General features: G+C 38.9%; 13 protein-coding genes and 1 riboswitch. Of the genes, 7 read left to right on the top strand and 6 right to left on the bottom strand.

The annotated features are described in order from the left end of the window. Positions 1–12 precede the first annotated feature (12 nt). Complete coding sequence (locus AC1D69_RS20790; RefSeq protein ID WP_495458048.1) at positions 13–663, top strand: hypothetical protein; 651 nt, start codon at positions 13–15, stop codon at positions 661–663. Between the two features lie 106 nt (positions 664–769). Then, positions 770–1,630 (top strand): MurR/RpiR family transcriptional regulator, encoded by an 861-nt coding sequence (locus tag AC1D69_RS20795; RefSeq protein WP_495458049.1) that lies wholly within the window; start codon positions 770–772, stop codon positions 1,628–1,630. 90 nt (positions 1,631–1,720) lie between these two features. Here AC1D69_RS20795 and AC1D69_RS20800 read toward each other — a convergent pair whose 3' ends face one another. Both AC1D69_RS20800 and AC1D69_RS20805 read right to left on the bottom strand, forming a co-directional pair. Beyond that, positions 1,721–2,575 carry a manganese catalase family protein gene (locus AC1D69_RS20800; protein ID WP_495458050.1) on the bottom strand — a complete coding sequence of 285 codons (855 nt, stop codon included), beginning with the start codon at positions 2,573–2,575 and terminating at the stop codon, positions 1,721–1,723. Positions 2,576–2,728: 153 nt separating this feature from the next. Beyond that, positions 2,729–3,235, bottom strand: coding sequence for a DUF3231 family protein (locus AC1D69_RS20805; protein WP_495458051.1), 507 nt, complete (start codon positions 3,233–3,235; stop codon positions 2,729–2,731). Between the two features lie 163 nt (positions 3,236–3,398). On the opposite strand from AC1D69_RS20805, the gene AC1D69_RS20810 reads away from it, so the two are divergent. From AC1D69_RS20810 to AC1D69_RS20820, 3 genes are all read left to right on the top strand, one after another. Next, the gene (locus AC1D69_RS20810; RefSeq protein ID WP_495458052.1) at positions 3,399–3,923 is read left to right on the top strand and encodes a DUF4241 domain-containing protein; all 525 of its coding nucleotides are present in this window, start codon (positions 3,399–3,401) and stop codon (positions 3,921–3,923) included. Between the two features lie 389 nt (positions 3,924–4,312). Next, a complete protein-coding gene (locus tag AC1D69_RS20815; protein WP_495458053.1) occupies positions 4,313–5,668 on the top strand; it encodes an arsenic transporter in 1,356 nt (451 codons plus the stop codon). Between the two features lie 525 nt (positions 5,669–6,193). Further along, the gene (locus AC1D69_RS20820) at positions 6,194–6,436 is read left to right on the top strand and encodes a hypothetical protein (RefSeq protein WP_495458054.1); all 243 of its coding nucleotides are present in this window, start codon (positions 6,194–6,196) and stop codon (positions 6,434–6,436) included. 110 nt (positions 6,437–6,546) lie between these two features. Here AC1D69_RS20820 and AC1D69_RS20825 read toward each other — a convergent pair whose 3' ends face one another. From AC1D69_RS20825 to AC1D69_RS20835, 3 genes are all read right to left on the bottom strand, one after another. Further along, positions 6,547–7,779 carry an L-lactate MFS transporter gene (locus tag AC1D69_RS20825; RefSeq protein ID WP_495458055.1) on the bottom strand — a complete coding sequence of 411 codons (1,233 nt, stop codon included), beginning with the start codon at positions 7,777–7,779 and terminating at the stop codon, positions 6,547–6,549. 119 nt (positions 7,780–7,898) lie between these two features. Next, positions 7,899–8,648, bottom strand: coding sequence for a LytR/AlgR family response regulator transcription factor (locus AC1D69_RS20830; protein WP_495458056.1), 750 nt, complete (start codon positions 8,646–8,648; stop codon positions 7,899–7,901). Further along, the gene (locus AC1D69_RS20835) at positions 8,645–10,306 is read right to left on the bottom strand and encodes a LytS/YhcK type 5TM receptor domain-containing protein (RefSeq protein ID WP_495458057.1); all 1,662 of its coding nucleotides are present in this window, start codon (positions 10,304–10,306) and stop codon (positions 8,645–8,647) included. The genes AC1D69_RS20830 and AC1D69_RS20835 overlap by 4 nt, the downstream gene beginning before the upstream one ends. Before the next feature lie 682 nt (positions 10,307–10,988). Here AC1D69_RS20835 and hflX point away from each other — a divergent pair. After that, the gene (hflX, locus tag AC1D69_RS20840; protein WP_495458058.1) at positions 10,989–12,251 is read left to right on the top strand and encodes a GTPase HflX; all 1,263 of its coding nucleotides are present in this window, start codon (positions 10,989–10,991) and stop codon (positions 12,249–12,251) included. 179 nt (positions 12,252–12,430) lie between these two features. Here the strand turns inward: hflX and AC1D69_RS20845 are convergent, their stop codons facing one another. After that, on the bottom strand, positions 12,431–13,450 hold the full coding sequence (locus AC1D69_RS20845) for an S-layer homology domain-containing protein (protein WP_495458059.1): 1,020 nt from the start codon (positions 13,448–13,450) through the stop codon (positions 12,431–12,433). A gap of 239 nt (positions 13,451–13,689) precedes the next feature. Continuing rightward, positions 13,690–13,867: riboswitch (FMN riboswitch) on the top strand. A 129-nt stretch (positions 13,868–13,996) separates the two neighbouring features. Here AC1D69_RS20845 and AC1D69_RS20850 point away from each other — a divergent pair. Then, a complete protein-coding gene (locus AC1D69_RS20850) occupies positions 13,997–14,959 on the top strand; it encodes a DMT family transporter (RefSeq protein ID WP_495458060.1) in 963 nt (320 codons plus the stop codon). Positions 14,960–15,552: the final 593 nt, after the last annotated feature.

Here is a 15,552-nt window from a genome sequence, read left to right on the forward strand (position 1 = left end):
AGGGCAACGTCGATGCAGGAAATGATAGACTCACTCTCAGACGAAATGCTAGCTTGTGCAGAGTTGGAACAAGATCCTCTATTTCACCGAATACCTAAGGACCGAATTCCATATTATGTGGAATCTTCATTAGATAGAGGCAGACAGATCAGCGCGGAATATACCGGCGTTTCAGTAAGGTCATTATGTCAGCGCGAGGGACTAAAATATGAAATCGCGAGTAAGTCTGGTAGATTCCATCACGTCTCATTTCGTGCACAGATCGATTTCGCGAAGAAACCACCCGAAATTGTAATTTATTCCTCTTCCTTGTCAGAGATGCAGCAGTCTCTGGAGACTGTGTTGGGACATCAGATGAGTCCGGATATGGATCGGCTTATTGATATTCATCTGGCACATGAATTCTATCATTATCTTGAATACAAAGCAGGTCGATTTACGAACGAATTGCTAGAACCCATAGATGTGTTTAAGGTTGGCTTCTTTACCAAACGGTCAAGTGTTGTGAAGTGTAGTGAAATAGCAGCCCATGCCTTTTGCAAGGAGATTATTGGGCTGTCCTACCTACCGAATTTACTAGACTATGTCTTCCTGATCCAGAATAAGACGATGTCTATGGAACAATTTAGAGCTAGAATGGAAGCTTGGAATCGTTGGATGTAGGTTACTTTTTGACACTCTCAATACCTCACTTGGTATGATATAATGAAGGATGCTAACGGGGATACCGGATAGCCATATTCCATCGTTAGATCAGGAGGAGAGGTTCATGTCTTCACAGGTTCCCGCAGTTATTGCAAAGATCGTATCACAAACTCAAAAGTTAACATATGGAGAGAATCAGATCGCCAATTTTGTCATTCACAATCCGGAATTTATTACTAGCAATACGATTACGGCTATTGCAAATGAGATAGGCGTATCGGAGACGAGTATTAATCGCTTCTGTAAGAAGATAGGATTCAAAGGATTTATTGATTTCAAAATTGCCTTTGCTCAGGATGCCTTTTACCGGGAAATGCAATCTAAGAAAAAAGAGAGACGTGAGATCAATCCCATTGATGCGCTCGCATTAGATTATAATGAATTGATTCTGAACACGTCAGCGCTTATTACGGAGGACCAACTCCATCAGGTGGTGGATATTCTGAAGAAGGCGCGAAGAATTTACCTATTCGGTCTGTTCGACTCTTACCTGGCAGCGATTGCGCTAAAGAATCGGTTAGCCATCATTGGCATTATGTCCGAAGCGATCAGTGATAGCCGAGCGATGAAGATTGCAGCCTCTCAGTGCAACGCTGAAGATGTTGTCATTGCTTTCTCTCGTTCTGGCTCTACCAAAGAGATTGTTGAGGGTGTGACGATGGCTCAGGTGAATCAGGTGAAGACAATCGCAATTACCTGTTATGATTCCTCTCCTATTACGGAGAATGCGGATGTGGATATGATCGTGCCTGACAAAATATCCGTTAATAATAGCGCGTTGATGTCCAACCATATTACATTCTTGTTCGTTGTGGATCTGATTATGAGTGTATTCATTTCCTCCGACAAAGCTTATCTGAAGAAGAAGCTGGATAGTGAAGCGGTACTAGCCCGTGAACCATCCATTACGAATTATTTCTCATAGATAACGAAGACTTCATTTAGACATGTTGTCCTAAAAAAAGAGATGAACCCAAACGGTTCATCTCTTTTTTTTTTATTTGAAATATCTTTTTTAAAGGTTAAGATCTTTCAATCCAGGACTATGCTCATTGGCCAGTTCTGGTAGAAGGGGTACTGGGAATCCCTCAGGCGGTGGAACAACTTCCAAGGTTCCTTTGTTACGACTCGGAGATTCTCCCTGAAAAATCTCACCGATTCTTGTATCATCTAATCTGTAATTGAATTGAGCATTGTGATAACCCATATCAACAAATTTTCGGCATTCCGGGTATTTATTAATGTCATAATTGGGAATAGGGAATATTTTCCCCCAATTCACTCCTAGTGTTTCTAATGCTTTTGCAAATGCATTCTGATGAGCATTGTCCCGAACGATTAGAAATCCAAGCGTTTCACGAAATGTTTTATTAGAGCTCATCTCATAAATTCGTGTCTTTTGCAATACGCCAGTTGATTCAAGTACGACATTATTTAGCATGTCACTAATTAGATTTCCATGATTATATACATAGTTACCTAACCAAGGATTACCAGCAGCATCAACAGGTAAAGATGCTTGTGCTGCCATAATGTAGTGATGTGGATTGGCATGTTTAACAGCTTCATCCAACGGTGCTCCGTCTGCACCACTGTCCCCTGCCTCATCATAACCTGAACCATTTAGCAATTGATTGATCGTGTGCTGAACAAGTTCTACATGCGCAATCTCCTCTAAGAATACCCCTCTTAGTAAATCACGGAATTGAGTTTCCTTACCTCTAAAGTTATTACTTTGAAAGAAGTACTGCATCATGGTACGCATTTCGCCGAATTGTCCACCAAGTATTTCCTGTAGCACTTTAGCTGCTGCTGGATCGGGCTTATCTGCCACAATATCATTAATTAAGCTCTCTTTATAGAAATACAAATGAAATGCCTCCTCGTAATCATAGATTCATGTCCTATGTAATTTGCCCAAAATAGTTTAAGTCATACGAACATAAGTGGATTGAAGATGGATTGTGTTTAAATATCAAGATCTCCCGCTCATGGAGCGGGAGATCTTAGATTGTGAAGAGAACTATTCAGGTCTCTTCACTAATAGTGGGGGAGGAATTAGCCAACCTTTTTCTTTATTCATTTTGAGGATTCTAAGCCCTAATGCTGTTTTGGTAAGGTGATATTTAGCGAATAAAGCGCCGACATCTTCTCTGATACACTGTCCCATTACTTGGCTGCAAGCAACCAATCCTATAGAAGTGTCTGCTGCAATTTTGGCAGCAATTTCAGGATCAGTAAACCTTGCCCCTACAGGGATGTCTTCGAGTTTTACTGGAGGACGATCAGGCATTACTGGAGCGGAAGCAATTCCGTTATCTGACAGCAACTTATCCAGTTCCTTAATTTCCAGTTTGGCTTGATCAATAAGATCCTCTAATACTTTTTTTAGATCTTTGTCTCCAGCATGATTTAAATAAGCCTGGTAGCAGGATACCATTCCTTTAGCTCCCATAGAACTCGTCCAAATACTAAATATTTCACCGTAATGCAAGGGTTCGTCTTTCGGATTACCATTCAGAATTCCCATGTATACACATCCTTTTCTCATATTTCAGAACTGTTTTATTATGCGTTAAGAACACAAAAATAATGTATGTGAATCAATATCATAAATCTAACTGCATTATGAAATTGATTCATGTATGGTACAATTTTATTAATTTTATTCCATCATATCGGAGGGAGTTCATATGATCATTCAATTAGGTGATTTTGAAGTGACATCTGGTCAATTGGTCGTTTCAGATCCTTGTTATGAATTAAATAAAGAGAGCATCATTATGGGGGTCTTAGATGATGTGTTACTGGGAACTTGGGTTGGTCAGGTAGAGAAGGCTGAAGTAAGAGATTGGGGCGAAGCCTGTGCCAAATTAACGGCTTACCATCGTTCGGTCGCGGAGCAAATAGAGCATTTGGAATGGGTGAAACGTCCATTTATCGTGGGTGTCGATAGTGGGCAGGCAGGGATATTTGACTTGAATAAGTATAGGATCCCTGATTCAGATGCACTGGAGACGAATACAGATTCAGATAGCGATTGGTATTTTACTTGCTGTGATATTACTGAGAGTGGTCATGAAGCTGGCGTGTTAGATGGAGGTGTTGTGTCTCGCACAGGGATGGGAGACGGTACCTATGGAGTCTATACCGCTACGAATCAGCAGAATCAAATTGTGGGTGTGAAAATTGTGTTTCTTAAGACAGCTGATTTCTAGAAGTTCCACAACAAAATGAAACAAGCGGATTAGATATCTAATCTGCTTGTTTCATTTTGTTCTCTACACTGATTGAGCTGATTAAAGACTAGTAATCCAACGCTGTCTGTTTCAGGTAAGTCGTATATTAGTTTTATTGTCTGAAACGGCATTAAGATTAATAGGTTTGCCATACGTTTTATTTCTGCTAAGGTAGGTTTTTCCTTGTTCTGACGGTATATAACCCTTATTGATTCGTTTCTATAAGAAACTATTAAATGAACGACCATTTTAAGAGATTTTACTTAATAACCAGTCCCAACTGTTTAAGTCTTGAATATAAATGTAAGTAAGTAGAAGGCGATGAAAGGAGTTGTTTTTTACAGAGGTGTTATGAAGGGGGAATAAGTATGAGTTTTGGAATTGGAATTACTATATTTGTGTTCTTGATGACGATGCTAGTGATTTTCTGGAGACCAGGAGGTTTAAATGAAGCTTGGCCAGCGTCCATCGGAGCAGGGATGATATTACTTACCGGAATTGTATCAGGGGAAGACCTTGTAGATATATTAAGTAAGATCGGGGGAGCCTCGGTCACCATCATGGCAACTATTGTAATGGCAGTGATATTAGAGAGTTTTGGTTTTTTTAACTGGGCAGCTGCGCGGTTAGCGGTATTATCTAAAGGATCAGGATATCGTCTATACTGGTATATTCAATTTTTATGTTTCTTAATGACGCTACTATTTAATAATGATGGTAGTATATTAATCACTACGCCCATCCTGATATTACTTCTACGAAGTCTTCGGCTTAAACATCGCGAGATGATTCCCTATTTATTAAGTGGAGCCTTGATCGCGACCGCTTCTAGCGCACCGATTGGAGTAAGTAATATTGTAAACTTGATTGCACTAGAAATTGTTCATATGACGCTATATATGCACACTGCGATGATGTTCGTACCCGCAACGATGGGGTTGTTATTCATGTCTTGGTTCATGTTTATTTTGTTGAAGAAGAGATTACCCACTACATTGCCAGACCCTGCATATGATATAGAGGAGGACTTCTTTAGCAAACATGCTTATGCATCTAAGAGAAAGGGTTTTGTTAACACCTCAAATAATCGTACGAAGTCAATGTTATTATTGCTATTGTTTGTCTTCGTAATGCGGAGTCTCATCTTTGTAGCTTCTTATTTTGCGATACCCATTGAATGGGTAGCTGTATTGGGTTCTTTAACGTTACTGTGTTGGAGATGGTATCAATTAGGCACGATCCCTTTGGATATTTTGAAAAAGGTGCCTTGGCATATATTTATATTCGCTTTCTCCATGTATGTTATTATCTACGGATTGCATAATGCTGGACTTACAGCTATGTTAGTAGAGATATGCGAACCGATTGTAAACCAAGGACTAATGCAAGCGAGCCTTACGATGGGCGTACTAGTCTCAATTCTATCGAATTTCTTTAATAACCATCCTGCATTAATGATCGGAACCATAACATTAACAGAAATGGGACTTGATCCAATAACGTTGAAGACCATCTATCTTTCTAATATTATTGGTAGCGACATAGGATCATTATTATTACCAATTGGAACATTAGCTTCTCTTCTATGGATGAATATTTTAAAGAAAAATAAGATTGATATGTCATGGAAAACATATTTGAGACTTACATTGATTGTAATTCCAATAACAACTATTGTAACCCTGATTCTATTATTTTATTGGGTGCAGATGTTCTTCGCTTGATATAAAAAATATATCCTGACTTATTAATTCTATACTGCAACTAAAACGAATAAATTACGTTTATGTAGAAGAAGGATTAGTAGTTAATTGAAGCTTAATTTATTGATGTGTGACCATGGAAAGGAATGGAAGTGCATTGGAGGCGCTACCATATCAGGTCTACTGGATTAGAAATATATCAAAATATTTCTTTTGAAAAGAAACATTAATTTAAAGTATTGTGGTATATTTTGTATAGGTTGAATGACAGTTTCAAAAATTCAAATGAAGTCGTATTCATCAGTTTCTAATGATTATACACAGTCAACTAATAACGATTAATGGTGGATTAACTGGTTATCAAGAGTACAACATCGACACCTGTGTAGTTTGATGGGAAATAGAATTTGATCATGATAAATTCCATCAATCTATGAATGTGCTGTCCCGACGTAGTCTTAATCTACGAGAGGAATGGCTTGTTATTGTCCTTTTTTAGGATCCAGGTGGAGAGAATATTGATCTATTCATGGAGGTCGGTAGGAATTGATGAAAGTTAAACAAATATGGAGAGTAATATTAACCTCTGATCAACTGGAAGATTGCGTAGTTTCCAAAAGCATAGTGGAAATATTCTTTGAAGACGACTTGGATTATATAGGGGAAATTATTGGATACTCAGATTACAGAATAGATGTAGAAGGGGGCAGTTATTTAAGGGCTAACTGTAAAGTAAGGAAGGAAATGAACTTAATGAAATGTGCTTCACTTGATTTGACATATGAATAACTAATAGAGCATATGTCATGTGTAAAACGGTAAACAAGAACAATCCTCCTATCCAATACTGGATAGAAGGATTGTTTATTTATGTCTGTTGATATTTATAAGACTTACATTTATACAAGTTTACCATCCGGGTTGAATTTCATCCGTTCCTTCTTCACTTTTCCTCGAACAGGAGGTTTAAGTTTGATGATGAGAATAAGGGAGATGATACATAGGACTCCAATGACGATAAACGTTGGTTTGAATCCACCTGCGATAGAGGCGATGAATGATCCAGATAATGCACCTAGTCCGAAACCTTGGTAGATGATCCCGTAGTTCTTGTTGTGATTCTTCAGACCGAAGAAATCTCCGACGATTGCTGGGAATACGGTAATGTTACCACCGAAGCAAAATGCGATTGCAGCTACACAAGCAAAGAAGATACCGAAGTTTAGTGAAACGAAACTTAATACGAGTACCGAAGCTGTTGTAGCAATCAGAGTACCGATAACGACCCGCAAGCGACCTACCTTGTCCGACAATGCACCAAGAATAATACGCCCTGCGGTATTGAATATAGCAATCATTGCCACAGCATTAGCGGCACTACCAATAGATAGACCGGCTAATTGAACACCAATGTCTTTTACGATACCGATGAGGTAAAGCCCACTCATACAAGCGGTAAAGAAGATAATGAACAAGATATAGGCTTCTTTGGTTTTCAACATTTCTTTGACTGTGAAATTTCTATCCTCACCATGTGAAAGTTGATCCGCACTTGTTGTATCCACCACAGGTGCTTCACGTAGAATCTGTGCACCCATCATAACCATGATCATGACGATAAGACCCCAGAATAAGAATGCTTGTGATACACCGACAGAGTCAATGAATCCAGAGTTGATGTATTTGAAAATAAGACTACCCATTCCGTAAGCACCAACAGAAACACCTGAAATCAGACCCTTTTTGTTTGGAAACCATTTGATTAGATTAGATAGTGAAGTAATGTAAGCTGTACCATCTGCGAATCCAACGACTACACCAGCAAGGATGTAAATCAATGTTAATGAATGAACCTGGGAGCTAGCAATGAGACCAAGACCAAGTACCAGTCCTGCAATGGTGATGAGTTTACGAATACCCCATTTGTCTTGAAGTTTCCCTGCCACAAGCGTCGCAAGGGCTAGGGAGAAGCTTGTAATAGAGAACGTCATAGCGACCGAACTGAGATCCCAGCCGAATTTGCTTACGAGAGGTTGATTGAATAAGCTCCATGTATAGATCGTTCCAAGACCCATTTGAACGATAATTGTACCAAGTACGATAAGCCAACGATTCACAGGTGTATTTTTCATTATAGTTTTGGCCTTCTTTCTCATGATGGTAATGTAACCTTATAACCGAATTATAATCCTTGTAGAAGTTGGATGGTCGGTTATAGCATGAGATGCTGAGAAAGCGGTACCAAATGCATTTAGATATTCATGATCTGCCTAAATTCTTTGACGTTGCTACGACTAACAGGGACTTCATAGTCTAGATCTTTCATTTTCAAAAGATACGTATTGTTAAACCAAGGAATGATTTCTCTAATCTTAGAGATATTGATGATGTAAGAACGATGACAGCGGAAGAATAGATCTTGCGGTAGACTATTATGGAACTCCGAGATACTCATGGTTAACGTATATTCTTCTGTTCTTGTATATACACAAGTGACTTTTTCCTGAGCAGAAGCGTAATAGATATCATCTATATCAGTCACTATAATTTTCTCGTTCTTCCATAGGTTGATTTTGTTCTTGATTCCAGGATGCTCTCCTGTTTGTTCTAATGTGGGTACCTGTTCGATGTCGTTACTTCTATGATGAGCAACTTGTAACCTTTGTAGCATAGAAGTAATTCGTGACTCGTGGTATGGCTTCAATATATAGTCAAAGGCCTCAATCTCAAAAGCCTCAAGGGCATGCTCCTTATAAGCCGTAATGAAGACGATCAAAGGTTTCACTGCAAATTTACTAATGCTCTTACCCAATAGGACGCCATCTAAGGATGGAATATTAATATCTAGAAAAATAACATCAACTTTCGTGTCCTGCACAAACTTGAGTGCCTCTATGCCATCTTCAAATCGTCCAATGATTTCGATATCACTGTGTGATTGTATTAAGTATTCTAATTCCTCACGTGCTAAGTACTCATCTTCCACTATAATCGCGTTCATCGGATCTCCTTCTGTATTACAAAATGTATGAGTGTACCTTTATCGAGTCTGCGAATGATTAACCCTTCGCCATAGATGAGTTTCACGCGTTGATGAACATTATATAGGCCGATCTTATTCTCGGGGACTTGTCCTGTATATATGTTATTGATTATTTCTTCTTCGATTCCTTTTCCGGTATCTTCAATAGATATTCTGACATGGTCAGTCTCATCCTTGACTCGAATGGTAACCGTTCCAACACCTTTAGATTTCAATATACCGTGTACAATTGCGTTCTCGACTAAGGGCTGAATGATCAAGCTTGGAATCATAACACTAACATCATCAATATCGTAAATCACCTGTAGACGATTTCCGAACCTTGCAGTTTCAATCTCCACATAATTTCGAACCTGTTGAAGTTCTTTGTTGATATCAATGAAAGGATCATTTAATTCTAGATTGTATCGTAAATAACCTGACAGATTGACAATGAGTTCTCGTGCCTGATCGGGGTTAATACGAATGGAAGAAATAATAGCATTTAATGCATTGAATAAGAAGTGTGGATTGATACGGGACTGCAGTGCTTTGAACTCTGCTTGATTGGCCATTTCCCTAACCTGTTCAATACGGGATACCTCCATTAATGTAGAGATAATCTGAGACAAACCAATAGCCATCGTTTGCAGAGGATATGTAATCTGTTGAGGTTTACGATAGTAGATCTTTAAAGATCCCGTTACCTCACCCTTCTCATGAAGAGGAATAATAATGAGTGACTTGATAGAAGGATTCTTGTTCTGCTCTTCATTATTCCGTATCGTAATTTCCCCGCTTTGAATGGTAGCCTTCGTTACGTCGCTAATAATCTCGTTCCCTAGATTATAGTTCTCAGAGCCCATTCCTACATAAGCAAGCACATTCTTGTTGTCTGTTATGGCAACAGCATCTGCTTGAATATCTTCTCGAATAATGCCACATATGGTATTCAAGGACTGCTCATTAATGGAGCGGAAATAGGGTAACGTCTTATTAGCAATATCAAGCGCCAGTTTGGCTTGTTTAGCTGCAATCGTTTCTTTTTCACCTTCTACACCTTGAATCAATAGAACGATTAGTCCGACACTGATCTCACCTAGGATCAGAGGAGTCGCAATTCTTGATACGATATTCAGACCAAGAGAGTGAGGTTCTGCTAATATCAGTATCAAGACCATGGTCAGAACTTCACATAACATGCCTGCGATAATACCGGTAATCCACTGTTTCTTCTTACGAACTTTCAAATGGATATATCCTGCAACGAATCCTGCTACGATACTAGCTATGAGACAAGGTAAGGAGGTAACGCCATGAATATCGATGAGATAACGGTGAACCCCTGAAAGAACTCCCGTACTAATCCCAACAACTGGACCGAATAGAATTCCTCCAGACATGATGGCGATAATTCGAACGTTGACTAAGGAACCTTCTACATGAATGCCAGAATAAGTCCCCAGAATGGCGAACAAGGTGAATATCATCGATAGAAGAATTAGATGTCTAGGATTGTAGATCTCCTTTTGAAAGATCTCCTTAAACTGTGGAACAAGAGTTAGACAGAACAAGCAACTTAGAAGCAGAGATGCACGTTCGAACTGCTGTATAAGTAAGAGAACATCAGCATTCAATTAAAATCCCTCCTGACAATGACACTAAGGTCTTTATAACAATGTTTCTTATTATGCGCTTCTTAGTATAAAAATCAAGACAGTGATACATCCTACGGAGATTTCAACGTAATCACATTGTGATTAAGGTAGAACTGTGTTAATATGGAAATAATTATAATGATCGGAGGGTTCTCGAAGAGATGAATGATAAATTCCGTTACCACACTTTGTGCCACTAATTGAATAGTGCAAAGGCCCTGCTCCTGTGCAGGGCGAACGGGATTAGTCTGATTATTTCTAGAGAACTCGATGTATTGCGAATATACGGATGATGTGGTATTTGTGCATGATGCGAATATTTCTGCAATCTAGAGGGAGGGGAAATTCCCCCTCTTTTTGTCGTTGTCATGAAGACAATTCTTTAATAACAATAACATGCCCTGTCCTTTGATAGGGTACTCTCTAACCCACGGCTTAACGGACCGATAAACCTTTAAAAGTATTAGAGGTGTTATTTTGGGTAGAAATAGATATATCCCGTTCACTTAACCACAGGAGAATAGCCTGCGGTTTTTTTTATATAAGAATTTATAAGTATATCTGCTTATAGATAGGTTTATATTACACCGCTAAACGTTTCATCGCTGTAAAGGACGGCGTAGCCGTTATCCTTGATTTGAATGTATATGGAGGTTTTAATATGGAAGAACAGCAACAAAGAGCCATTATAGTAGGGGTCAATGTGAATCATCAAGAAGATTTTGAATACTCTATCGAGGAATTAAGAAACTTATCTGCCGCATGTCATGTAGAGGTGGTAGGACAACTAACACAGAACTTAGAACGTGTTAACAATTCTTATTATATTGGAAAAGGGAAAGTGCAAGAGGTTAGGGCATTGTATGAGGAGCAAGAGGCAAACTTAGTGATTTTTAACGATGAATTATCTCCCTCCCAGATTCGTAACCTTGAAGCAGATTTACAATGTAAGGTTATCGACCGTACGATATTAATTTTGGATATATTCGAGAAGCGGGCGAAGACACGGGAAGCACAACTTCAGGTAGAAGTAGCACAACTTCAATATATGCTCCCTAGATTAATTGGACTACGTGAATCCTTGGGTCGTCAAGGAGGCGGTGTAGGTACAAAGAATAAAGGAGCAGGGGAAACGAAGCTAGAACTGGATCGTCGCAGAATTGAGGATAAGATTAATGCATTGAATAAAGAATTAGAAACTCTTGTATCTCAGCGCCAAACCCAACGTAAGAAACGTCAGAGAAACGAACTGCCCGTAGTATCGCTTGTTGGATATACAAATGCCGGTAAATCAACGGTTATGAATGCACTTGTGGAGTCTTTTAATCCTTCTACGGAGAAGTTGGTGTTTGAAAAAGATATGTTGTTTGCAACCCTAGAGACATCGGTTAGAAATATCCGTCTAAAAGATAATAAGTCTTTCCTCTTAACAGATACCGTGGGGTTTGTTAGCAAACTTCCGCATCATCTCGTTAAGGCGTTCCGTTCGACACTTGAAGAAGTGGTTGAAGCTGACCTACTCATTCATGTCATTGATTATTCAAACCCAGAGTATGAGCAGTTGATGAACATTACGGATAACACGTTAAAAGATATTGGCATCACAGATATTGAGACGATTCTGGCCTATAATAAATGTGACAGGGTCGATGATTGTACGATTCCTACGGTGAAAGATCATTGTATCTATCTTGCCGCGAAACCGAGAGTAGGCTTATCTGAACTTGTGGAATTGATACGTTCCTATATATTTAGAGATTATATTCAATGTGAAATGTTGATTCCATACGAGGAAGGGCAAGTCGTTTCCTATCTGAATGAACATGCTCATGTTATTTCTACCGCATATGATCCTGAGGGTACTCGTATAAATCTAGAGTGTCGACCTAAAGTTGTTGAGAAATATCGTGATTATGTCGTTTAAAAGAAGACCGTAAATCACAAAGTATCACATTTGAAATCATGTAGGTACACCAAACACAAGGTTCCGTCATATGACGAGAGCCTTGTGTTTGTTTATAATGCCGGTAGCTTGTTCTCTATATAAAGAAGGTTAAAGTAACTGAAGCAACAAGGTATTTAGGTTTCATTACAAGTCAGGGCTTACTTTGCAATTAGATTTGCAGGATCTTCTATTGAAGTGGTTGGAGCTTCAGGGTAAGAACGTAGCAAAGTGAATGGACTGATTACACTGGAAGAAGCTTCGTATTTTGCCACTACCTTATAGTTATCAGGTATATATGTGATGGCTGTTGATTTGGAAATAACCTGAATGTACATGTTGTTAGGGTTAGGACTAGAGACACTGAAATATACAGTCGCAGTCATATTTTTACCGAATTCAATACGGTCAATAGAGAGTTCATAACCTGGGTTTGGAAGGTTATCCACCGTGAGGGATACTTTGTTTACACCATCTGCCGCTTTTTCGATCGATACGATCGCTTCATAGGCTGGATTAGGAGTAGTAACTTCTTCGGGTAGAATACGCTTTGCCAACTCTGTAGCATCATAGATGAGGACAGCAGCATCGGCACGAGTAATGGCTTCATTGGGTCGGAAGTTATCCTCTTTATCTAAATTGATAACTTTCATGTTAAGTAACGCCTGTAAACTGTTCAATACATCTTGAGGGAGCTTCTCTCCATCAGATATGTTAAAAAATATTGTGGTAGCGGGGAAATTCCCCTTTGTTAAGAGTGCTTGGTGCAGTAAGTGTGCAAATTGAGCACGATTCATTGGATCTGAAGGATTTACGTTCTTATCAATCGATAGTCCATTTTGTTGGGCGCTCACAAAGGCTTCGGAGTACCAAGCGTTATCTTCCACTTTGGCAAAATAATCACTAGCAGTGGATTGAGGGCTAGTTAACTTTAACTGAAAGGCATTGCTTAGTAATTGAATTCCTTGAGCATAGGTCACTTTGGACTTAGGTGCGAATAGATCTTGCGTTACACCGCTAATCACTCCTGATGCTTGAAGTGCATTGATCTTAACCTCAGCCGAATTACCAGATAAATCTGAGAAAGCAAATGCAGCTGTTCCAAAAGATAGAGAAGCTGCTAAGACGCTACATGTAATAATGGTTTTAGTGGCATTATATTTACGTTTAATTGTTTTCATTGGGTTCACCTCTTATAACTATAGATGGATAAAAGTAGTAAAATGTTGCAAGTGACTGCACTTTTTTTATAACTCCAGTTTTCTGTATGATGAATATCATTTATACCCATCATTTATAGCTTTTTAATGAATTTACAGAAACAAAACATTGACTAATTTCATTGTGACCATTTTAATAGAGATATAGCATTTGTTGTCGTAATATGATGACATCCTATAAAAAAATATAAAAATTGAATATGGATCTTCGGGGTAAGGTGAAATTCCTAACCGGCGGTGAGAGTTACTTTTATGATGAATAGACAGACTAAAACATAAATGAACTTATAGCCCGCGACTCGCCACCATGATAGTGATGGCGACTGACTTGGTGTGACTCCAAGGCCGACGGTAAAGTCCGGATGGGAGAAGATCAACGATAATGCATGACGTGGCTTTTTAGGCTAAACGTGAGCTTATTTGATCATCCCTCGTAATGTCGACATCTGTCGATAACGGGGGATTTCTGCTGTAAGACCCCATATTCAGAGTAAGGGGACAGAGAAGATGAACAATGCAGTGGGAAGTGTGAAACCGAATTTATCGGTAACAGAGAAACGATCCAAGAGTGGATTTTGGTTGGTTGTGTTGGGAGCAGCGCTATGGGGGGTTGACCCATTATTCAGAATCATTTTATTGAAATCAATGACTTCAACTCAAATTGTACTGCTTGAGCATATTGTTATTGCGTTAATTGTTGCTCCAATACTTTGGAAGAACCGTCATGAACTGCGTGGATTACGGATGCGGCATGCTGTTGCACTACTCTTTATATCGTGGGGTGGATCAGCACTAGCGACGATCCTATTTACGATGGGTCTGGCTAATGGGAATCTAAATGCTGTAGTGTTGCTTCAGAAATTACAACCGATATTCGCCATTATCATGGCAAGAATCCTTCTGAAGGAACGATTACCGAAGAACTTTTCATTATTGTTCCCGCTGGCTCTTATCGGCACATATTTACTTACCTTTGGATTTGAAATTCCTGTAGGACACTGGAAAGATTTTATAGAAGTGGGTAGTTTGCTTTCTCTAGGCGCTGCAGCCTTATGGGGTGGATCTACCGTGATGGGTCGTCTGATGGTTGGACAAATGAAATATGAGACGGTTGCTTCTCTAAGATTCATTCTGGCATTGCCATTATTACTTGTTATCACTTGGGGTGAAGGTGGTGTTTGGAATTTACCAACCGAATCCAATGCGCTGATGGCGGTCACTATAAATCTTTTGGGCCAAGCATTATTACCTGGCCTGCTTAGTTTGTTGGTTTATTATAAGGGACTGACAACTACCAAGGCTTCAGTAGCTACTTTAGCGGAATTAAGTTTTCCGATGGTGGGAGTACTTATTAACTGGATTGTATTTGATATCGTTCTTACACAGACGCAAATACTTGGATTTATTCTGATATGGATAGCATTATTTGCTATTTCTAGACAGGGTGGAGAAACTGCCCCTACTATATAGATAACTAATTAATTAAATCCCTCGGATCCATGTCATCATGGCGGGGGATTTTTATATTTATGGATGATAAGCAATAGCAACTGTAAACACTTCATTATAGGGTCATTATTTTAATTAACCTAGAAGTGTCTAGATTCGTAATGAATTAAGCGATTGTTATAGAAGAGATCTAGTACCTGGTATATTGCTCTTGAAACGTGATTGGACTAAAAAAAGGTATTTGTAAATATTTATAACTTGCTAAGAGTAAGACAAGCGTGGTATATTTTAAATCCGGAAACTGAGAGGAACAGAAATGCTCAGTAGAAATTGAATATGATTTAAAAGTTTTGAAAAAAACTTCTTGCATAATCAAGCCGGACATGATATTATATAGAAGTTGTCGCCGAGAACAACTGGTGATAACGAAATGAACAAATTGGTCTTTGAAAACTGAACAACGAGTGAGTAGATTTCACGAAAGTGAAATCAAAACAAATGAGAAATCATTTGATAGAGAAAGTAATTTCTCGTCAGTTTGTTTTAAATGAGCATATCGCTCTTTCTAAATTGATTCCAAATCACTGCAAAGCTGATTTGAAATCAATATAATT

Source organism: Paenibacillus sp. Y301 (genome assembly GCF_059445505.1).

Bases quoted from the DNA above. Each gene is read 5' to 3' on its own strand.
- AC1D69_RS20790 (WP_495458048.1), top strand. From the start codon at position 13: ATGCAGGAAATGATAGACTCACTCTCAGACGAAATGCTAGCTTGTGCA.
- AC1D69_RS20795 (WP_495458049.1), top strand. From the start codon at position 770: ATGTCTTCACAGGTTCCCGCAGTTATTGCAAAGATCGTATCACAAACT.
- AC1D69_RS20805 (WP_495458051.1), bottom strand. From the start codon at position 3,235: ATGGGAATTCTGAATGGTAATCCGAAAGACGAACCCTTGCATTACGGT.
- AC1D69_RS20810 (WP_495458052.1), top strand. From the start codon at position 3,399: ATGATCATTCAATTAGGTGATTTTGAAGTGACATCTGGTCAATTGGTC.
- AC1D69_RS20815 (WP_495458053.1), top strand. From the start codon at position 4,313: ATGAGTTTTGGAATTGGAATTACTATATTTGTGTTCTTGATGACGATG.
- AC1D69_RS20825 (WP_495458055.1), bottom strand. From the start codon at position 7,779: ATGAAAAATACACCTGTGAATCGTTGGCTTATCGTACTTGGTACAATT.
- AC1D69_RS20830 (WP_495458056.1), bottom strand. From the start codon at position 8,648: ATGAACGCGATTATAGTGGAAGATGAGTACTTAGCACGTGAGGAATTA.
- hflX (WP_495458058.1), top strand. From the start codon at position 10,989: ATGGAAGAACAGCAACAAAGAGCCATTATAGTAGGGGTCAATGTGAAT.
- AC1D69_RS20845 (WP_495458059.1), bottom strand. From the start codon at position 13,450: ATGAAAACAATTAAACGTAAATATAATGCCACTAAAACCATTATTACA.
- AC1D69_RS20850 (WP_495458060.1), top strand. From the start codon at position 13,997: ATGAACAATGCAGTGGGAAGTGTGAAACCGAATTTATCGGTAACAGAG.